Consider the following 20,567-nt stretch of genomic DNA (forward strand, 5'->3'; position numbering starts at 1 on the left):
GCAGAATCCACAGGCCACCACTGTCGCTGGTACTCCCGCGAATGGGAAGGGATTTCCGGGCTGCGGACATCGAGGTCGACGTACCGCAGACCCGCCACCGGTCAGATCACGGTGCCGACATCACTGGCGACGAGATGATCGAGCGCGCGTTCGGCCACCGCCGCGATCGTCATCGACGGATTGCACGCGGCGGTATTGCCCGGCATCAGCGCGCCGTCGAGCACGTAGAGCCCGCGCTGGCCGAGCACCCGGCCCGCCGGATCGCAGACGCTGCCCATACTCGCGCCGCCCAGCGGATGCCAGGTGGACGGGAAGGCGGCATTGGTGTCGAGCAGCGCGGTGCCCGGGCCCGCGATGCGGTGGGCCGTCGGCCCGATGTGGTTGTCCTGGATGTGGGAATCGCCGTCGGCCGGCCAGTGCAGCACCGCCTGCTCGGTCGCGGAATCGTAGGTGAACGCGCCGCGCCCGTCGCTGACGCCGTAGCCGACCATCATGGTGCTCGTCGGATCGATCGGCATCGGCGGTATCGATGCCTGGATGAGCGTATGCGCGGCCCGTGGATCCGACCAGTTCAGACTGCCGTACACCACCGGACCGCCTTGCGCGGGACCGAAATCCGCGACCGGGTTGTGCCATACGTAGATCCGGTCGGCGTTGGTGCCCCAGTTCTGCCCGAGACCGTCGGGCAGGTCGGGAATCAGACCCCTCGCCGCCGCCCGCACCAGCAGTGCGGTGGTGTTGAGGCTGCCAGCGGCCAGCACGAGGGCGCCGGTGGTGAGGATGATGTTCTCCTGGACGACGCCCGCGGTGTCGATCCGATCGACGTGGACGATCCAGCGTCCGTCGGGGCCGCGTTCGATATCGGTGACCTCGTGCTGGGTCCGCACCTGCACCCGCCCGGTCGCCTCGGCCGCCGCGATATAGGTGACGTCGACGGAGTGCTTGCCGCCGTTGTTGACGCCCATCGCACCGTCACCGTTGGTGTAGGACGGCTTCATCTCCCCGCGCAGTTCGGCCAGGGCGAAGTTCCAGTCGATGGGCATCGGGATCTTCGACAGCGGCAGCCCGGCGCGACGCACATGGTCGGCGAAGACGCGCGCCGCCGCGTAGTTCGGGCTCGCGACCAGGTCGTCCGGGGCGACGGCAAGGCCGAGCATCCGCGCGACCCGCGGATAGTGGACGCGGTCCATCCTCGCCCAGTCGAGTTCGGCCGGGAAGTGCCCGGCGAACACCGCCTCGTCCGGTTGCAGCGACATGCCCTGGTAGATCAGCGAACCGCCCCCGAGCCCCGCCGCGCACAACGCCGTCATGTTCTCTCCCGGCACCGCCTCGACCAGACCGGTGTAGGGCTCGAAGGCCAGCGGCCGCCCGAACAGATTCGGGCTGGAGCGATGCCACAGGATGCGCTTGTCCGGTGCGGACGCTCTCGGGAAGGTTTCCGCGTTCGGTCCTGTCGGCCAGCGCATGCCACGTTCGAGCAGCACCACCGGCACACCGGCCTGCGCCAGCCGCAACGCCGTCACCCCACCGCCGAACCCGGACCCGACCACCACCACCCGATGCTCCTCCCGAGTGAGCCGAACGCCATTGACCCGGGCGGCGATCCCCGGCCTCGGGTCGAAGGTCCGCACAGCGGTGAGCGCGGCACCTGCGGCCACCGCCCCGGCCAGCAGGGAGCGGCGGGAGATCACTGACATGGAAGTCCTCACGACGAGCCACGGGTGCTGGTCACACCTCGCAACGACGAGCCAGGCGCCAGTAACCCAGTTACTGAGTAGCGAAGTTACTGCACCTCCGCGTCCCCCGGGCACAATCCGCCAGAATCCGTCCGCCCAGTGCTACCTCATTGCGCGGCCTTCTCGACGTTTACCTCCATGAGGTGCCACTCGCGGATCGTATGGCGGGGTGAGCGGCGGCTGGGGTCTGGCCGAATGCCCGACTGTCGTACGTGGACGCGGGCGAATCGGAGTTGACGCGGGCGGCTGTGTCGGGGCCGACGGAGGCCGGGGCGACCGAGCTGCTCGCCGGTTGTCGGCACGGGATGTGCGCGTGCACGACAACTCTGCGCAGCGGCGCCGCGTCGGCCGCCGTCGGGCGAAGTGGAATCCATCCCGCGCGGCGACATGGGGCCACCTCGCCGGATACCAGCAGGGTGCCCGCCCGGTACTCAGGCGAGGAGGTGGCGGTGCGCCCAGGTGGGGTCGAGCCAGCTCGCGGCTGCGGCGCGGAAGTCGGTGGGTGCCCATGAGCCCGCACCGGCCGGGATGGCCCCGACCAGGTCGACGCCGGTGACGCGGGGCAGGTCGGTGCGGTTGGTTTCCATGGCCAGGTCGGGGGTTGCGGGCCAGGAGCCGATGATCAGGCCCGCGCATTCCACTCCGGCCGCATCCAGTGCGCGGGTGGTCAGTTCGGTGTGGTTGAGGGTGCCGAGGCCGGGCGCGGTGACGAGCACGACCGGGGCGGACAGTGCGACGGCCAGATCCAGCAGCGTGAACTCGCCCATGCGGACCAGCAGCCCACCCGCACCTTCGACGAGGACGGTATCGGCGCTGAGATCGCTGATGGCCGAGACGGTTTCGCCGAGGGTGAGCAGGGGCGCCCCGCATCGCCGGGCGGCGGTGTCGGGGGCCAGCGGTTCGGGGTAACGGGCCAGTTCGACCGTGCGGGTGACACCGGCGAGAGCGGCGATCGTGGCGAGATCACCGGGTTCACCCGGTGCGACACCGGTCTGCGCCGGTTTGCACACCGCGACGGTGCGCCCGGCCTCACGCGCGACCGCAGCAAGCGCGGCCGTGACGATGGTCTTACCGATATCGGTGGATGTCCCGGTGACCAACAGCGGAGTCATCGATCCCCCCGCACAGCACGATCGGCGGCGCGGCGTCCCGCCGGGACCGAGTGACCGTCGAGCGCGAGCGGCACACGCCTCATACCGGAACCGCCGCACGCGCGTGGGTCAACACCTCGCCGAGGACCATGGCGATGGTGTCGATCTCGTCGGGAGTCAGGTTCGCTCGGGCGGTGAGTCGCAGCCGGGAGGTGCCCTCCGGTACCGAGGGCGGGCGGAAGCAGCCGACGTCGAGTCCGCGGGCCCGGCACTGCTGGGCGGCGTCGAACGCAACCTGCGCTTCGCCGAGCACTACCGAGACCACGGCCGAATCCGGCTGTGACACACCGGCGATGCGCGCGATATCGGCGGCGCGGTCCAGCACTCGCTGCGCGATACCGGGGTCGCGGCGCAGGATTCCCAGCGCGGCGCGGGCCGCGCCGACAGCGGCGGGTGCCAGCCCGGTGTCGAAGATGAAGGTGCGCGCGGCGTCGATGAGATGGGCGCGTACCCGCTCGCTCGCCAGCACGGCGCCACCTTGGGCGGCAAGGGCTTTCGACAGCGTCGCGGTGATCACCAGGTCGGGTTCCCCTGCCAGACCGGCTTCCTGCACCAGTCCGCGCCCGCCGGTACCGCGCACACCCAGGCCATGCGCCTCGTCGACGATGAGCACCGCGCCGTTGGCCCGGGTGACCCGGTGCAGTTCGGTCAGCGATGCCAGATCACCGTCGGCGCTGAAGACCGAATCGGTGAGCACGAGCGCCCGTTCCTCCGCGCGTCCGGCCAGCAGCCGATCCACGGCCGCGACATCGCGATGCGGTGCGATCTCCACCCGCGCCCGCGACAACCGGCAGGCGTCCACCAGCGACGCGTGACTGCCCGCATCGGAGACGATCAACGAGCCGCGCCCGGCCAGCGCCGTCACCGCGCCGAGGTTGGCGGCGTATCCGGAAGCGAAGACCAGCCCGGCTTCGGCGCCCACGAATTCGGCGAGTTCGGCTTCGAGTTGTTCGTGTTCGGCGGTCGTCCCGGTGACCAGTCGCGACCCGGTCGACCCCGCGCCCCACCGCCGCACGGCCGCTACCGCGCCGTCGATGACCTCCGGGTGGCGCGCCAGCCCCAGATAGTCGTTGGATGCCAGATCGATCGACGGCGACTGCGGTTCCCGCGCCCGCAACTCCCGTCGCAGCCCCGCCCCCACCCGCTCGGCAGCACGTTCGTCCAGCCAGCTCAATGGATCGGTACTCACAGCTGAACACCATACTTGAACGGCGTTCAGGAGGGTGATGGGGGCCACCGGCCGCCGCGGATGCGGCCGCAGCAAATGCTGCCGCCGATACGGCAGCACGAACGCCACCGGGGCCGACGTCGTCGGCTCGGTTCGTCTCGCACCACACCCGACCGGACCAGGGGCAACGGCCGAACCGGCCGCGCGTTGATCCACCTCGCACCTACACCCGACCGGACTATGGGCCGACCCCACGTCCGCCGGGCCCGTCAGCGAATTCCACTCGGTAGCGACCAGGGCGGGTATCGGGTTCAAGTGCTGAACCAGCTGGGCGTATCCATCTGGAACAGATCACCCGGCGCGATTGTCCGCAGATCGGCTTCGAGCGCGGCCATCCGATCCGCGCCGAGAATCCCGGACCAGCGGGCGTGGATGCGGTCGAAGGTCTGGGCGGACTTGTCGAGGAAGTCGATCGCCTGTTCGGTGAGCGTGTAGACCTTGCGGCGCGCGTCGGCGGGGTCGTGGCCGCGCCGTAGATAGCCGAGGCGTTCGAGCGCGTCGATGTGTTTGCCCGCCGCCTGTTTGGAGATGCCGAGTGCGCGCCCGAGGTCGGCGGCGGTGCAGCCATCCGGGCCCGCGCGCCCGATGGCCTGGAAGACGAACCCGTGCATCGGCCGCAGGCCGGGGTGGCCGCGTTCGGCCAGGTCGGCGTGCACTTCGTCGATGGCCGCACGGAAAGCGACCAGCATCCGCAGCGGCAGCTCGAAACCATCGCTTGACATATTGGACAACCTCGTTGACTATTTGGACAACATCATTGTCTATCTTAAGGACGAGCATCCATGACCGTCATCCGACACTCCGACACCCGCCGCACCGAAACCCCCGGCGGCATCATGACCACCCTCGCCTCCCCCACCCAGGGCGGCTCATCACTGGCGCTGTGGCGAGTCGAGATGGCGCCGGGCAAATCAGGCCCGCGCCATTACATCGACACCGAGCAGGTGTGGACCATCATCACCGGACGCGCCGACATCGACCTCGACGGCACCGCACTCGTCGCCGAAGCCGGAGACACCGCGATCCTCGCCGCCGATATCCTCCGCCAGATCACCTGCGGCCCCGAAGGTTTCACCGCCATTGTGACCGCACCGGCCGGTGCGCGCGCCAGCACTCCCGACAGCGACACCGCGATCGTCCCGCCCTGGATCGCCTGAGACCGTGGTGCGCTTCGGGTCCGCGGACCCGAGCCGCCGAGGGCTCGCCGTCGGGTCGATCGCGTCACCCGATCCCAGACCGGCTTCGGCGTCGGATCGACTCGAAACCTATTGCCCACCACTGCAACCCACAGCGATCACGCCACCCTCGCCGCGGCGAGCATCCCCGAGGTGATGGTGGCGACGTCGGCGCTGGTGCTGATGAACGGCGGCATGGTGTAGATGAGGTTGCGGAAGGGGCGCAGCCAGGCGCCAACGGAGACGGCGGCGTCGGTGGCGGCGCGCATATCGACGGGGTGGTCGAGTTCGATGACGCCGATCGCGCCGAGCACACGAACCTCGGTGACGCCAGGCAGCTCTCGCGCCGGGGCGAGGCCCGCTTCGAGTTCGCCCTCGATGCGAGGCACCTCACCGCGCCAGTCGCGCGAGAGCAGCAGTTCGGTCGAGGCGATGGCGACCGCGCAAGCCAGCGGATTGCCCATGAAGGTGGGGCCGTGCATGAGGCCACCGTGTGCGGCGCTGAGGGTTTCGGCGATCCGCTCGGTACACAGGGCGGCGGCGAGGGTGAGGTAGCCGCCGGTGAGGGCCTTGCCGACGCACATCACATCGGGCGCGACACCGGCCTGTTCGGCAGCGAAAAACGTTCCGGTGCGGCCGAATCCGGTGGCGATCTCATCGAAGACGAGCAGTACTCCGTTGGCGTCGCACAGTCGGCGTAGCTCGGTGAGGTAGCGGGGATCATGCCAGCGCATACCACCGGCGCCCTGCACGACCGGTTCCACGATGACGGCGGCGAGTTCATCGGCGTGCTCGGTGAGCGCGCGCTCGAGTTCGGCGACGTAGCCGGGGTCGAATTCGCGCGGCGGGGCGGGTACGAAGACCTGCTCGGCCAGGATGTCGGTCCACAGCGCGTGCATGCCACCCTCGGGGTCGCACACGCTCATGGGGGTGAAGGTGTCGCCGTGGTAGCCGCCGCGCCAGGTGAGCAGACGCCGTTTACCGGGCCGCCCGAGCGCGCGCTGATATTGCAGGCACATCTTCACCGCGACCTCCACCGACACCGACCCGGAGTCACAGAGGAAGACCTTGTCCAACCCGGTGGGAGTGAGCCGCACCAGCAGTTCGGTCAGCCGTGCCGCCGGTTCGTGGGTGAGCCCGCCGAACATGACATGACTCATCCGCTGCGACTGCATCAGCAGCGCCGAATCCAACACCGGATGCCGATACCCGTGCACCGCCGCCCACCAGGAACTCATCCCGTCGACCAGCTCCCGCCCATCGGCCAATGTCAGCCTGGTCCCCGACGCCGACGCCACCACCAGCGGCTCGGTCGTCGCCGGAAACCCCCCGTACGGGTGCCAGACATGTTTCGCGTCGATGGCGGTGATCTCGTCGGGCGTCAACATCACAGCAACCCTTCACCCAGCGGACGAACCGCCCCGATCAGGCGGCCTTGAACACCGTTCAAGTTAGCATCGGACCTGCGGACGCCACCACGCCGGGACGAGCCGTCGCCGCGACCGGCTCCCGCAGGGTCTGCACGAATGGGATCGACACCGATGCCGATGACCCGGTGCGCGCCCACCCTGCGCCGCGCCACAACACCCGGCCGACGACCCCGGAGGTCGTCCTGCACTACGGCACCCCGGCCGACGATCGCACCACCACAGCCCTTCATGCTGCACGCACCAGCCCACGCCGTCCGCGAGCCCCTGCATTGGACGTACCGACGACGACGCCACATCCGGCGCCACCGCGAACACGCACCCCTACCGGTAGGCGCACCGAGCGCCTCGCGTATCGCCGCCGAGTGCGGGCCTCTACCGCACACCGCCCGCCCACTCAACGCGCAGGGCCGCAGCGGCGGCACAGTAACGCCGGTTAGGGTCGTTGCCATGGTTTCGCCCGACTCCGCTTCCGCCGCGGCACCGCTCGGTGTCTGGCCGGGTAGCGCGTATCCGCTGGGCGCGACCTACGACGGGGCGGGGACGAATTTCTCGGTGTTCACCGAGGTCGCCGACGCGGTGCAGTTGTGCCTGGTCGACAAACACGGCGACGAGACGCGCATCGGGTTGGACGAGGTCGACGGGCATGTCTGGCACGCCTATCTGCCGGGTGTCGGGCCGGGTCAGCGGTACGGGTTCCGGGTGCACGGGCCCTACGATCCGCAGCGGGGCCTGCGCTGCGATCCGAGCAAACTGCTACTCGATCCGTACGGCAAGGCATTCGATGGCACGTTCGCCGACCATCCGTCGCTGTACACCTTCGGTCAGGATTCGCTGGGCCACACGATGACCGGTGTGGTGATCAACCCGTTCTTCGACTGGGGTTCCGATCGTCCGCCGAAACGGCCGTATCACGAGACGGTGATCTACGAGGCGCACGTCAAGGGCATGACCATCACTCACCCTGACGTCCCCGAGGAACTGCGCGGCACCTACGCGGGCCTGGCGCATCCGGCGATCATCGAGCATCTGCGCGGACTCGGCGTCACCGCGATCGAACTGATGCCGGTGCACCAGTTCCTGCACGACCGTATCCTGCTCGACCAGGGCCTGCGCAATTATTGGGGCTACAACAGTGTCGGCTATCTGGCCCCGCATCACGAGTACGCGGCGGGCGGCCGGGCCGGTGCGGCGGTGACCGAATTCAAGGCGATGGTGCGCGCATTGCACGCCGAGGGCATCGAGGTGATCCTGGACGTGGTGTACAACCACACCGCGGAGGGGAACCATTTCGGGCCGACCATCGGTTTCCGTGGCATCGACAATGCCGCCTACTACCGCCTGATGGACGACGAGCCCGCGCACTACATGGATTACACCGGCACCGGCAACAGCCTCAATGTGCGCCATCCGCACACCTTGCAGCTGATCATGGATTCGCTGCGCTACTGGGTGCTGGAGATGCATGTGGACGGTTTCCGCTTCGATCTGGCCGCCACCCTGGCGCGCGAACTGCACGATGTGGACCGGTTGTCCACGTTCTTCGATCTGGTGCAGCAGGACCCGGTGGTCAGCCAGGTCAAACTCATCGCCGAACCGTGGGATGTGGGTGAGGGCGGCTATCAGGTCGGCAATTTCCCGAGTCTGTGGACCGAATGGAACGGCAAATACCGCGATACCGTCCGCGACTATTGGCGCGGTGAACATGCGACGCTCGGCGAGTTCGCGTCCCGGTTCACCGGCTCCTCGGATCTGTACGAGGCGACCGGGCGCCGACCGAGCGCCTCGATCAATTTCATCACCGCGCACGACGGGTTCACCCTGCGCGATCTGGTGTCCTACAACGACAAGCACAACGAGGCCAATGGCGAAGGCAACCGCGACGGCGAAAGCCACAACCGGTCCTGGAACTGCGGTGTGGAAGGCCCAACCGACGATCCTGAGGTGCTCGCCCTGCGGGCACGCCAGTCACGCAATCTGCTCGCCACCCTGATCCTGAGCCAGGGCACACCGATGCTCGCACACGGTGACGAGATGGGCCGCACCCAGTCCGGCAATAACAATGTCTACTGCCAGGATTCGGAACTGGCGTGGATGGATTGGTCGCTGGCGCACAAGAACGCCGATCTGCTCGACTTCACCCGCACCGCGATCGCGTTGCGTACCACACATCCGGTGTTCCGCCGACGCCGGTTCCTGGCGGGCGGCCCGAGCCGCGACACCGGCCATCCGCGCGATATCGCCTGGCTCACGCCCACGGGCGCGGAGATGACCGACGCCGACTGGGACAGCGGTTTCGGCCGGTCGCTGGCGGTGTTCCTCGACGGTGCGGGCATCCAGGAGCCGGGCCCGCGCGGCGAACGCATCACCGACGATTCGTTCCTGCTGTGTTTCAACGCCCACGACAGCGCACTCGATTTCACCCTCCCCGCCCACGATTTCGGCGCCGAATGGTCGGTCGCCCTGGATTGTTCAGCACCCGACGGACGCACCGAGGCCAGCTATGCCGCGGCGAGCACCGTCACCGTCACCGCCCGTTGTCTGCTCGTCCTCCGCCGCACCGCCTGACCGATACGAACATGACCGAGAAGAACCTGACCGCCACGCATCTCACCGATCCACAGTCCATGCGCCGCCCGGCTCGGGCGACGCCGATCCGCAGCACCTACCGGCTGCAACTCCGTCCGGACGCGCTGACCTTCGCCGACGCCGCCGTCATCGCCGAATACCTACAGCAACTGGGCATCTCACATCTGTATCTGTCGCCGGTGATGACCGCCGCGCACGGGTCGACCCACGGCTACGACGTCACCGACCCGACCACGGTGTCGGCCGCGCTCGGTGGGCCCGGCGGACTCAAGGCGCTCTCGGACGAGGTGCGCAGCCGCGGGATGGGGTTGATCATCGATCTGGTCCCCAACCATGTGGGTGTGGGCGATCCGCGGCAGAACGCGTGGTGGTGGGATGTGCTGCGATACGGTCCGGAATCGCAGTACGCGCACTATTTCGATATCGATTGGAGCCCGGTCAACGGCACGGGCGGGCGGCTGGCGCTGCCGGTATTGCAGAGCGAGAACGATCCGGCGGCGCTGACCGTCGACCGGTCCGGCCCGGAGCCGATGCTGGCCCTGCACGATCTGCGTTTCCCCATCGCCCCGGACACCGATGGCGACAATGCGCTGCGCATCCACGACAAACAGCATTATCGGCTGGTCAGCTGGAAGTCCGGGCTGTGCAGCTATCGCCGGTTCTTCGCGGTGAGTGGGTTGGCGGCGCTGCGGCAGGAGGATCGGGAGGTTTTCGAGGCCACCCATCGTGAGCTGGCGGCGTGGTGTGAGCACGAGTTGATCGACGGTGTGCGGGTGGATCATCCCGACGGCCTGTCCTATCCCGCGGCGTATCTGTCGCGGCTGCGCAGTCTGATCGGGCCGCATCGGCTGCTGCTGGTGGAGAAGATCCTGGCCAACCGGGAACCGCTGGACGCGACGCTGCCCATCGACGGCACCACCGGCTACGACGCGCTCGCCGATGTGGGCGGGGTGCTGATCGATCCGGAGGGTGAGCAGACGCTGACCGAGCTGTCCCAGCATTTCGCCGGACACGGCAGCGACCGCGCCTGGATCGGCGAGAAGCAGCATCGCATCAAACGCGCTGTCGCCGAGAGCATTCTGGCCCCGGAGATCCGGCGGTTGGTGGCGGCGATCAAACGCGATGCGGGTGTGAACGGATTCGACGCCTCCGGGATCAGCGATATGGCGTTGACCAACGCGACCATCGAGGTGCTGGCGTTCATGCCGGTGTACCGGGTGGATTACGCCCCGCTGGCCGGGATGACCGGTGCCGTGGTCGCCGATGTGGAAAAACGCAACAGTGAACTCACCGCACCGCTGTCGGTGCTGGTGGCGGCGCTGGCCACCGGTGGTGAGGCGGCGGTGCGGTTCAGCCAGGTGGGTGGTGCGATCACCGCGAAGGCCGTCGAGGACACCATGTTCTATCGGGCGGCGCGGCTGGTGTCGCTCCAGGAGGTGGGCGGCAATCCGGGCCGGTTCGGCTATTCGCTCAACGAGTTCCATCTCGCCAACAGTGAACGCGCGCAACGCTGGCCCGCCACCATGACCACGCTGTCCACCCACGACACCAAACGCGGTGAGGATGTGCGCGCCCGCATCGGGGTGCTGTCGCAGGTGGCGACGCGGTGGGCCCGGTCGGTGGCCTCCTGGCAGGAGCGCACACCCGGCCCCGACGGTGCGACCACGCTGTTCCTGCTCCAGAACATGTTCGGTGTCTGGCCCGCCGACGGACGCCCCGCCGCCTCGGTGCCGGGGCTGCGGGATCGGTTGCACCGGTTCGCGGAGAAGGCGGTACGCGAAGCGGGTGAACACAGTTCATGGGAGGAACCCGATCCCGAGTTCGAATCCGCGGTGCACACCTGGTTGGACGCGGTGATCGACGGCCCGGTCGGCTCCGCCCTCGGCGATCTGGTGCACGAACTCGCACCGCACGCCTGGACCGACGCGCTGTCGCAGAAACTGCTGCAACTGTGCGGGCCCGGCATCCCGGACATCTATCAGGGCTGTGAGCTGTGGGAGGACTCGCTGGTCGACCCGGACAATCGGCGGCCGGTGGATTTCGCGACCCGCGTCGGCATGCTGCAATCGCTCACCGGCACACCGGGTTTGGATACCACCGGTGCGGCGAAGATGTGGATCGTGGCCTATGCGCTATGGTTGCGTCGGGAGCGGCCGGACTGTTTCGTCGGCGGCACGTATCTGCCGCTGTTCGCGACCGGTGAGCAGGCGGGGAAACTGGTGTCGTATGCGCGGGGCCGCACCGGTGAGGCGCCGGAGATCATCGTGGCCGCGACCAGGCACAGCGTGTCATTGGCCGAGTCCGGCTGGGGTGACACCGTGCTGGATCTGCCGCAGGGCACCTGGACCGACCGGCTCACCGGGCACACCTTCCAGGGGCGGGCCCGGTTGGAGAAGCTGTTCGCCCGGCTGCCGGTGGCGCTGCTGGTGCGCTGACGCGCTCAATCGCCCAGTTGAGCGCTCACCGGGACGGTCTTCTCGATCAGTTCCTCCGGGAACATCCCGCCCAGATCCTCCTGCCAGCGGCTCAGGTTGGCGGGGCGGTAGTCGTCGTTCTGGGTGCAGGATGCCAGCCGGATGCCGATATCGTCGGCGATGCCGAGTTTGCGCCAGGAATCCCAGTGGAACCGTCGACTGCGCGGATTGCGCAGCGTGCGCAGCAGATTCAGGATGCGGTAGCCGATACCGAGCGAATCGTGGCGCGCCATGTGGTCGGCGCCGCCGCAGCGTTCGGACAGGTTCTCCAGGCGGTCGCGGTCGAACACCAGACCCACCGATTCGGCCTCGGCCACCATCCAGCGCAGCGTGATGTCCGACAGTCCGCATTCGGTGTAGCCGCCGCCGATATCGCTGTGCACGCCTTCGAACCACACCTGCTTGACCCGTTGGAAACCCCTGCGGTACTTCACGTTCGGCTCCACCGGAACCTCCCACAGGCAGGGTTCGAAATTGCGGCGCCGTTCGTCGATGGCCAACGCCTGCCGTGCGCAGTGCACGTTCGTGCCCAACCGGACGTCGTGGAACTTGTGCCGCAGCGACGTCAGCCCCGGCACGCCGAGCGCACCGACGGTGTCGAAGACGCCGAGGAAATCGATCTTCGCCGGACCCGGATGGCAGTTCTCGCGCCGGAAATCCTCCCACTGCGCCGGGATGACCCCCTCGGGCGGCACCGGCTGCTTGTGGATGGCAAGGGCCTGCGGATACTTGCCGTCGATCATGGCTTCCGGCGTCATGATGCCGATCCGGCCGATCAGCCCGGCCAGGCTGCGGGCGGTGTAGGCACCGCGGCTGAAACCGAAGATGAAGATCTGATCGCCCGGTTCCCAGTTCAGCGCCAGATGCCAGTAGGCGGCCGACAGGTTCGCCTCCAGCCCCAAGCCGAACGCGCCGCCCATCAACCGGTCGGCGAGGAAGCCGCGCGCACCGGGACCGGATACGTAGGTCACCCACTGCTGCACCGGTTCGCCGCGCTCGTCGGGCGCGCTGTACCGGATGGTCTGCGCGATCTTGATGATGTTGGATACCGTCGTGCTGGACTCGGCCTTCCAGGTGCCGTCGCAGCACACCACAAGACGTTTCATAACCCCGATCCTCCCGCCGCACCCCGCTCCGGGACCCGCGTACTCCACTACCCGAATATTCGTTCCCGCCCCCGGGACCGTTAATCGCCCGATTACTCGCTCCACCGTAACCACCTGAGGCGACAGCCGTCTCACATTTCCGAAGACCGTCGGGCCGCCGGATACGCGCGGATGCCGCGCTACAGCGATGTACGCCGAGTTGCGCGCCGACTACCGGCGTGGCAACGCACCGTAGAGGCATTCAGCCACCGCCCCGAACGTCGCCGAGCCACCGGGGACCGATGGCCGAGGCGAGCGATGTGACGGGCGTACCACTGCCGTGCGTTCCGGCCGGTTCCGGCAGCCGATATCGGATCGCCGGTCAGCATTGCAGCGACGCCGCGTCTCGGCGCTCCGATCGAGGCCGGAGGCTGATCGCGGCATCGCGCCGGGTGATGCGGGCCAGTCCCCACACGACCAGTGCGGTGAAAGAGAAGGCAGCGCCGAGCGCGCAGGAGATGGGCCAGCCCCAGATGCTGTAGGCCCACGTGGTGGTGATCGCACCGAGAGCGGAGCCGAGGGAGTAGAAGGCCATGTACGCACCGATGACGCTGCTGGCGCGGTCCGGGTGGGCCGTGGTCAGCAGGTGCTGGTTGGCGACATGCACTGCCTGGACGGCGAAGTCGAGCAGGACGATGCCGACGATGAGCAGCCACAGCGTCGTTTCGGTGCGGGCGATGAGCAGCCAGGTGACGGTGAGCAGAGCCAGTGCGTAGCCGGTGATCGTCTGTGCGCGACCGGAGTCGGCCCAGCGTCCCGCGCGGGCGGCGCCCAATATACCGGCCAAGCCCACCAGGCCGAACAGGCCGATCTGTGTCGTGCCGAAACTCCACGGCTCGGCGCCGAGGACGAGAGCGAGTCCGCTCCAGAGGGTTCCGAAGGACGCGAAGAGGAACAAGGCGATCAGGCCGCGGCTCAGAAACAGGCGATCGGTACGCACGAGCCGCCACATCGACGCCAGCACCTGCCCGTACCGAGCGCCGGGAGTTCCGCTGTGAGAGTCGAGCATCGTGGGGACGGTGAGGGCCAGCGCCACGCACAGCACCGCGAGCAGCGCGTACACCGACCGCCAGCCGACCGTGTCACCCAACGCACCGGCGACGACTCGCACGCCGAGGATTCCGACCACCACACCGGAAGTGACCGCACCGATATTGCGGCCACGCTCACCAGGTGCGGAGACAGCGGCAACGTAGGCGACGGTCACCTGAACGACCACCGCGAACAGTCCCGCGAGCGCCGCCCCTACCATCGCGAGGACACCGTTCGGCGCGGCGGCCACGATCGCGGCTCCCACGCCGGTGAGTACCAGATGCACGGTGATGAGCCTGCGACGATTCAGCACGTCGCCGAGCGGCACCAACAGGATCAGGCCGACGAAGTAGCCGATTTGCCCAGCAGCGACCAACCCACCGAGCGACTCGCTGGTCAGCCCCAGGTCAGCGCCCGCCGCCGCCAGCACCGGCTGAATCGCATAGACCGTCGACACCGCCACCGCGCACACCAGCGCCAGCACTGCTCGCTGGCACCGGGTTACTCCCGTGACCACCAGACCTCCCAATAAGTAGCAAAATGAAACCATTTGGAGAGTAGGGCATAATGGTTTCAAATCGCAACCAATTGGGAGGAGTGCCATGCCGACGCCGCTCGGCTCCGGCCGCGAGTGGACCGATCCCACCTGCCCCGTCGCACGCACCGTCGACCTCATGGGAGACCGGTGGAGTCTGTTGATCGTGCGCGACGCCATGGATGGCGCGGCGAGCTTCACCGACTTCCAGCAGCGGCTCGGGATCGCCCGCAATATCCTCACCGACCGGCTGCGCAGGCTCGTCGACCACGGCATCCTCACCACGACCACCACCGGCGGTAAACGGCACCGCTACGAACTCACCGCGGCGGGCCGGGACCTGTTCACCCTCGTCGTGGCCTTGCGCCAGTGGGGCGAACGCCACGCCTTCGCCGCCGACGAACCCCATTCCGTCCTCGTGGGCCGCGATGGCGGCGCGATCGCCCCGCTACGCCCCGAAAATCTCGGCGGCGAGATCGTCACCGCGGCGACAACCCGCGTCCGGAAGGTGGGCGAACCGGACGCATCGGGAGATCACTGATCCGTGAGAAGTAGTGGGGCCATGGCTGATACGGTGCCGGAGGTTCATCCGCACAGGGCATGGGTGAGCACAGCACCGATATCGACGGGGGCGGGCGTGCCGGTGTAGGAGTAGGTGACCGATCGGCCTGCCGCGGTCGCACCGGAGATCGTGGAGAAGCCGCGGACGTCGCCGGTATGGCCGACATATCGTGCACCGCAAGGTAGTTCGAAGTATCCGATACCGAGGCCGTAGGAGATGCCGTCGCCGTTGCCCATATCGATTCCGTCGAGCATCTGCCGCAGTTGGGTCGGCGGCAACACCTCACCGGCCAGTAGCGCGGTGAAGAATCGGTTCAGGTCGGCGCCGGTGCTCACCAGCGCGCCCGATGTCCACGGCACCGACGGTTCCATGCTCGTCTCGTCGAGCGCGGCGCCGTCGACGGTGGTGTAGCCGGTCGGATGCGGTTCGCGCAGACCGGTTTCCCCGGTGGCGGGCAGGTAGGTGTCCGCCAGGCCCAGCGGAGTGAGGATGCGGTCGCGCAGCTCGTCGGTGTAGCGGTTCCCGGTCACCGCCTCGATCAACATACCGATGACGATGTAGTTGATATTGGCGTACTCGAAGCGGGCGCCGGGCGCGAACCGCGCGGGCTGCCGCAAGGCGAGCCCGATCACCTCCACCGGCGTAGTGGTGATCCCGTCCACCGCCGCCCGATGCTCGTTCATCTCCGGCGCGACGACCGGCTCGGGCAGACCACTGCGATGGCTCAGGATCTGGCGGACCGTGATGGCGCGCCCGTCCACGCCATCGCCGGTGAGCAGACCGGGCAGATACGTGTCGATCGACCGGTCCAGATCGATCCGCCCTTCGGCCGCCAGCTGCAACACGATCGCAGCGGTGAACGTCTTGGTGACGCTACCGACCCGAACATGCTGCGGCGGATCGGCCGGAATCGGTTCACCCGCACCGATATCAGCGAGACCGGCAGTCACGACCGTGGTGGAGTCACCCTCGGTGAGCGTCGCCATGGCCCCGACGGCTCCCGCCCGCACCATCGCCTCGAGGTCACCCCGCACCGTGTCCACGCGAGCCTCACCGACCTCGGCCACCGAAGTGGACTCGACCGAACTCGTCGTACATGCCGACAGGACCACCGCAGCCGTGCAGACCGCCAGAGCAAGAACTCGCATACGCATGACCCGACGGTAGAAACCCCCGACCCACACCCACATCGCACCGCAGTACCGCACGACCTCACACCGCAGTATCAGATCCCGCAGCCGCCCCCGCATTGTCGATACCCCTGAGCAGTGGCATTCCAAGCTGCGGTGACACACCCTTCCTCCCACTGCCACCAGGACGTCGATACGTCGAGGTGCGATCCGATATCGCCGGAAATCCGGTCGGCGGGGGCCGACCGGATTTCCGGTATTCGATTGCGCTTCAGACATTTTTGCTTATCGAGCCCGCTGCAATCCCGCGTATTGCATGGCCGCGAATCCGCCGACGACGATTGCTTGCAGTACGCCCCAGACTCCGCCGACCACGGTCAGATCCAGTCCGATCACGAAGACGGCAGCCAGGCTCAGCACCACCCAGGCCGTGTTGCCCGCGATGACGGTGCGCACGGCCGTGGTATTGATCTGCGCCGGGAGTCCGACGAGGGCGACGCCGATGCCGTACAGGGTGAGGAAGATGCCGATCGGGATGCCGACGGCGCGGTCGAGGCCGAGCAGGGATTCGATCGGACCGGACAGGGCCAGGTAGGCGAGTCCGTTGGCGGCGGTCACCACCGCGTCGAGGCGCAGCGAGATCCGCAGCAGGGCGGGCCCGGGAGCGAGCAGGGTGGACAGGTGGCCGGGAGCGGTGGTGGTCATGATGACTCCTGAGAAGAGGCGAGGGGTGGTCGGATCAGGCGGCGGCGGGAACCTTGTCGAGGAAGCCGTAGACGCTGGCGATGCGGCCGTCGGCGATGATCGCGACGTCGAAGCCCACGACGACCGCCGGGCCGTCGACGGGGCCGAGTTCCCAGGTGAAGCGCACCTGGTCGTGGTGGCCGTCGACGGGACCGGCGGGCCGGAACACCCAGCCGGGGAACTGGGCCTGCACTCCCGCGATGGCGGCGGCCAGCTGCTCGTGGCCGGTGACCGACACCAGCGGGTCGACGTAGGTGGCGTCGGGGGTGAAGACCCGTGCGACGGCGGCGGCGCGAGCCTGCGCGTCGGTGGTGTTCCAGGCTTCCAGGTACTGCGCGACGAGAGTGTTCATCCTGTCCTCCATAACGTTTGATCTGCGGTTTCTCCGCCTGATCGGTTGATGAGAACTACGTTATGGGCGGACAGGGGGTCGCCGAATCAGTCATCTATAAGTACTTTTCGCGGCCGATTACCTACCCTTCGCGCAGTGCCTGCGTCCGGCGCCTCACGCCGGGGCGGCCGCTTCGAGATCGTCGATGCTGCCGGACATGATGGTGCGCACATGCTCGGTGATGTGCTGCACGGGCCAGTCCCACCAGGCCACCGCCAGCAGCCGGGCGGTATCGCGGTCGTCGTAGCGGGTGCGGATGAGGCGGGCCGGATTGCCGCCGACGATGCCGTAATCCGGTACATCGCCGGTGACCACCGAGCCGGCGCCGATGATCGCGCCGTGGCCGATCCGCACACCGGGTAGCACCGTGACGCCGTTGCCGAGCCAGACATCGTTGCCGATCACGGTGTCGCCGCGATTGGGCAGGTCGGTGAGCAGGTCGATATGGGCCGCCCATGAACCGCCCATGGTGGGGAACGGGAACGTCGAGGGGCCGTCCATGCGGTGATTGGCGCCGTTCATGATGAACCGCGTCCCGGTGGCGATGGCGCAGAACTTCCCGATGATCAGCTTCTCCGGCCCGTAGTGGTAGAGCACATTGCGGGTTTCGAAGGCGGTGGCGTCGTCGGGGTCGTCGTAATAGGTGAACTCCCCCACCTCGATGAGGGGCGAGGTGACCAGTGGTTTCAGTAGCACCACTCGCGGTTGGCCGGGCATGGGATGGAGCACGGTCGGGTCGGCGGGGGCGTTGGGCACAGGAAAACTCCTTCGGGTACGGGGTATTCGGGGTTCGGAAAAGCTCAGGCGACCGATGCCGACGCCCGCAGGTCGAGGCGCTCGCCCCGCCAGCGCTGACGCAGCCGACGATCGTGGCTCACGATCACCAGCGCACCGCGATAGTCGGCCAAAGCGGCCTCGAGGTCCTCCACCAGTCCGGGCGACAGATGGTTGGTCGGCTCGTCGAGCAACAGCACCTCGGTCGGTTCGACGACCAGCCGGGCCAGCGCCAGCCGCTGCCGCTGCCCGGTGGACAGCTCCGCCACCCGCGCCCGCAGCTGGGCGCGCTCGAACAGACCGAGCGACAACAGTTGTTCGGCATACCGGTCGGGGTCGCCGGTGCGGCCGCGAGCGAACGCGGCAAGCACCGTGTCTCCCGGCTCGGCGGGCGGTGGCTGCTGTGCGAGATAACCGATGCGACCCCGGCGGGTGACGGTGCCGCTGTCAGGGGCGAGTTCACCGGCCAGCACACGCAACAGGCTGCTCTTGCCCGAACCGTTGGGACCGGTGATCAGCAACCGCTCACCCGCGGCGAGCGTGAGATCGGTCCGTTCCAAACGGCCCTCGACCGCGATGCCGGTGGCTTCCAGCACCGCACCACGCACCTGGCCGGTGTGCAGCGCGGGCCGGAAACGCAGTGGTCGCGGCGGTGGCGGCACCGGGTCGGCGAGCAGCCGACGCAACCGTTCCTCGGCATTGCGGACCCGGCTCGCCAGCGACTGCTGCACCCGACCGCCTGCCCGGTCATACGCCATCTTGTTGTTATCGCGCATGGCTCGACCCGGAGCGACGGCGCGCGCGGTGGTGGCGGCGGTGTCGCGGAGGTGGTGGATATCGGCCTGCCATTGCGCATAGGACTGCTCCCACCGCTGTCGCGCCGCCGCCTTCTCGGTGAGGAATCCGTGGTAGCCGTTGCCGTGTCGGACGACGCGACGCCGGTCCGCATCGACCTCCAAGAGGCTGGTGACGACGCGTTCGAGGAAGACCCGGTCGTGGGAGACGGCCACGGTGGTGCCGCTGCGGGCGCGCAGATGATCTTCGAGCCAGGTCAGGGCGTCGTCGTCGAGGTGATTGGTCGGTTCGTCGAGCAGCAGCACCTCGGGACCGGCCGCGAGCAGCGCGGCCAGACGCAGACGCACCTGTTCCCCGCCGGACAGCCCGCCGACGGTTCGGCCGCGATCCACCAGGCCGAGGCCGAGACCGTGCAGGGCCTGCTCGACCCTGGCGTCGGCGTCGTAGCCGCCGCGCAGTTCGAATACCGTCATCAGCTCGCCGTATTCGGCCATCGCGGACTCGTCGCCCGTTGACATGGCCGTCTCCAGCCGACGCATGCGTCGCTCGATGGCACGCAATTCGCCGAGGGCTCGGTCGACGACCGCCTGGACCGTCAGCTGCGGCGGCAGCTGCTCATCTTGGGCGAGATAGCCGACCCCACCATCGGATCGGACGATGATCTCGCCCTGATCGGGCCGCTCGCGCCCGGCGAACAGGCGCAGCAGGGTGGTCTTACCCGACCCGTTCTCGCCGATGATGCCGGTGCGCTCACCCGCGCCGAGCGAGCAGGACACGTCGTCGAGGACGGTCCGACCGTGGAAGGACTTGGTGACCGCGAGCGCGGTGATCTGGGTTGGCATGGACACACTCCGAAGCATTCGAGGACGGCGCGGACATCAGGGACCGCTGGGTCGGGTGAACACTTCGAATGAGCATCGGCAAACCTCACTAGTGCGACAACTGTCGTAATAGAATGCAGGCTCCGTTCTGTTTCGTCAAGCATCGGATGACCGACGATGAATTCCGCAGCACCCTCCGACGACGCCCCGCCGTCCACCACACCCCGGCCGCGACCCGGCGGCCGCACCGCCCGCATCCGCACCCAGGTCCTGGCCGCGGTGCACGCCCAACTGACCGAACACGGCTACGACGCGCTCACCATCGACACCGTCGCCGCGCGCGCCGGGGTGCATCGCGCGACCGTGTATCGCCGGTGGCGCGATGTCGGCGGACTGATCGCCGATGTGTTCGCCGCGGCGGGCGATATCGATTGGCAGCCACGCGATACCGGCACCCTGCGCGGTGATCTGGCCGCGCTGAACGAGGAGATCCAGGAGTCGCTGACCGAACAGCCGTCGATCGCGGCCGCCCTGATCGCGGTGTCGTTTCGGTCGGAGGAAGCGGCGCGCGCGTTGCAGCGGCTATGGGAGGGCCGGTACGCACAGTGCGAGATCGTCGTGGAGCGCGCGTTACGCCGCGGTGACGTGCCACCGGAGACCGACGCGCGGGCCGTGCTGATCGCGGCCACCGCACCGATCTACCACCACCTGGTCCTACTGCGGACCCCACCCGACCCCGACCTCCCGGACCGGATCGCCGACAGCACCGCGCGAGCCGCGGCGGCGGGAGCCTTCACCCGGCAGCACTCCTGAGCCCTTCGGTCTGCATGATGGACCGGCAGCTGGTTCGCCGCGCTG

General features: G+C 68.2%; 17 protein-coding genes. 5 read left to right on the plus strand and 12 right to left on the minus strand.

Features of this window, described 5'->3' with window-relative positions; all coding sequences use genetic code 11:
- Window positions 1-101: 101 nt before the first annotated feature.
- The 4 genes from QH168_RS19720 to QH168_RS19735 form a co-directional block, all read right to left on the minus strand.
- Window positions 102-1,697 carry a GMC oxidoreductase gene (locus tag QH168_RS19720; RefSeq protein WP_280236207.1) on the minus strand — a complete coding sequence of 532 codons (1,596 nt, stop codon included), beginning with the start codon at window positions 1,695-1,697 and terminating at the stop codon, window positions 102-104.
- 470 nt (window positions 1,698-2,167) lie between these two features.
- Window positions 2,168-2,848 (minus strand): dethiobiotin synthase, encoded by a 681-nt coding sequence (gene bioD / locus QH168_RS19725; RefSeq protein WP_280236208.1) that lies wholly within the window; start codon window positions 2,846-2,848, stop codon window positions 2,168-2,170.
- A gap of 79 nt (window positions 2,849-2,927) precedes the next feature.
- On the minus strand, window positions 2,928-4,076 hold the full coding sequence (locus QH168_RS19730; RefSeq protein WP_280236209.1) for an 8-amino-7-oxononanoate synthase: 1,149 nt from the start codon (window positions 4,074-4,076) through the stop codon (window positions 2,928-2,930).
- A 290-nt stretch (window positions 4,077-4,366) separates the two neighbouring features.
- Entirely contained in the window at window positions 4,367-4,837 is a 471-nt protein-coding gene (locus tag QH168_RS19735; RefSeq protein WP_280236210.1) for a MarR family winged helix-turn-helix transcriptional regulator, read from the minus strand.
- Window positions 4,838-4,897: 60 nt separating this feature from the next.
- Here QH168_RS19735 and QH168_RS19740 point away from each other — a divergent pair, with 60 nt between their 5' ends.
- Complete coding sequence (locus tag QH168_RS19740; protein ID WP_280236211.1) at window positions 4,898-5,272, plus strand: cupin domain-containing protein; 375 nt, start codon at window positions 4,898-4,900, stop codon at window positions 5,270-5,272.
- 137 nt (window positions 5,273-5,409) lie between these two features.
- On the opposite strand, the gene QH168_RS19745 is transcribed toward QH168_RS19740, so the two are convergent.
- Window positions 5,410-6,678, minus strand: a complete 1,269-nt coding sequence (locus tag QH168_RS19745) for an adenosylmethionine--8-amino-7-oxononanoate transaminase (protein ID WP_280236212.1) — start codon at window positions 6,676-6,678, stop codon at window positions 5,410-5,412.
- A 489-nt stretch (window positions 6,679-7,167) separates the two neighbouring features.
- Between QH168_RS19745 and glgX the strand changes: the two genes are divergently transcribed.
- Together glgX and treY are read left to right on the plus strand one after the other, a co-directional pair.
- On the plus strand, window positions 7,168-9,285 hold the full coding sequence (glgX, locus tag QH168_RS19750; RefSeq protein WP_280236213.1) for a glycogen debranching protein GlgX: 2,118 nt from the start codon (window positions 7,168-7,170) through the stop codon (window positions 9,283-9,285).
- Between the two features lie 59 nt (window positions 9,286-9,344).
- Window positions 9,345-11,741, plus strand: a complete 2,397-nt coding sequence (gene treY / locus QH168_RS19755) for a malto-oligosyltrehalose synthase (protein WP_280236255.1) — start codon at window positions 9,345-9,347, stop codon at window positions 11,739-11,741.
- Between the two features lie 5 nt (window positions 11,742-11,746).
- Here the strand turns inward: treY and QH168_RS19760 are convergent, their stop codons facing one another.
- Together QH168_RS19760 and QH168_RS19765 are read right to left on the minus strand one after the other, a co-directional pair.
- Entirely contained in the window at window positions 11,747-12,886 is a 1,140-nt protein-coding gene (locus QH168_RS19760) for a DUF2235 domain-containing protein (protein WP_280236214.1), read from the minus strand.
- 361 nt (window positions 12,887-13,247) lie between these two features.
- Window positions 13,248-14,474 (minus strand): MFS transporter, encoded by a 1,227-nt coding sequence (locus QH168_RS19765; protein ID WP_280236216.1) that lies wholly within the window; start codon window positions 14,472-14,474, stop codon window positions 13,248-13,250.
- Between the two features lie 85 nt (window positions 14,475-14,559).
- On the opposite strand from QH168_RS19765, the gene QH168_RS19770 reads away from it, so the two are divergent.
- On the plus strand, window positions 14,560-15,033 hold the full coding sequence (locus QH168_RS19770) for a winged helix-turn-helix transcriptional regulator (RefSeq protein ID WP_280236217.1): 474 nt from the start codon (window positions 14,560-14,562) through the stop codon (window positions 15,031-15,033).
- Window positions 15,034-15,077: 44 nt separating this feature from the next.
- On the opposite strand, the gene QH168_RS19775 is transcribed toward QH168_RS19770, so the two are convergent.
- The 5 genes from QH168_RS19775 to abc-f all read right to left on the minus strand — a co-directional run bounded on the left by QH168_RS19775 (window position 15,078) and on the right by abc-f (window position 19,730).
- A complete protein-coding gene (locus tag QH168_RS19775) occupies window positions 15,078-16,208 on the minus strand; it encodes a serine hydrolase domain-containing protein (protein WP_280236218.1) in 1,131 nt (376 codons plus the stop codon).
- Window positions 16,209-16,469: 261 nt separating this feature from the next.
- The gene (locus tag QH168_RS19780; protein WP_280236219.1) at window positions 16,470-16,889 is read right to left on the minus strand and encodes a hypothetical protein; all 420 of its coding nucleotides are present in this window, start codon (window positions 16,887-16,889) and stop codon (window positions 16,470-16,472) included.
- 34 nt (window positions 16,890-16,923) lie between these two features.
- Entirely contained in the window at window positions 16,924-17,280 is a 357-nt protein-coding gene (locus QH168_RS19785) for a nuclear transport factor 2 family protein (RefSeq protein ID WP_280236220.1), read from the minus strand.
- 153 nt (window positions 17,281-17,433) lie between these two features.
- Complete coding sequence (locus QH168_RS19790; RefSeq protein ID WP_432421141.1) at window positions 17,434-18,036, minus strand: CatB-related O-acetyltransferase; 603 nt, start codon at window positions 18,034-18,036, stop codon at window positions 17,434-17,436.
- A gap of 83 nt (window positions 18,037-18,119) precedes the next feature.
- Window positions 18,120-19,730 (minus strand): ribosomal protection-like ABC-F family protein, encoded by a 1,611-nt coding sequence (gene abc-f, locus QH168_RS19795; protein ID WP_280236222.1) that lies wholly within the window; start codon window positions 19,728-19,730, stop codon window positions 18,120-18,122.
- A gap of 156 nt (window positions 19,731-19,886) precedes the next feature.
- Between abc-f and QH168_RS19800 the strand changes: the two genes are divergently transcribed.
- The gene (locus tag QH168_RS19800; RefSeq protein ID WP_280236223.1) at window positions 19,887-20,522 is read left to right on the plus strand and encodes a TetR/AcrR family transcriptional regulator; all 636 of its coding nucleotides are present in this window, start codon (window positions 19,887-19,889) and stop codon (window positions 20,520-20,522) included.
- Window positions 20,523-20,567: the final 45 nt, after the last annotated feature.

Origin of the sequence: Nocardia cyriacigeorgica (assembly GCF_029868385.1) — a bacterium.
Lineage (GTDB): Bacteria > Actinomycetota > Actinomycetes > Mycobacteriales > Mycobacteriaceae > Nocardia > Nocardia cyriacigeorgica_F.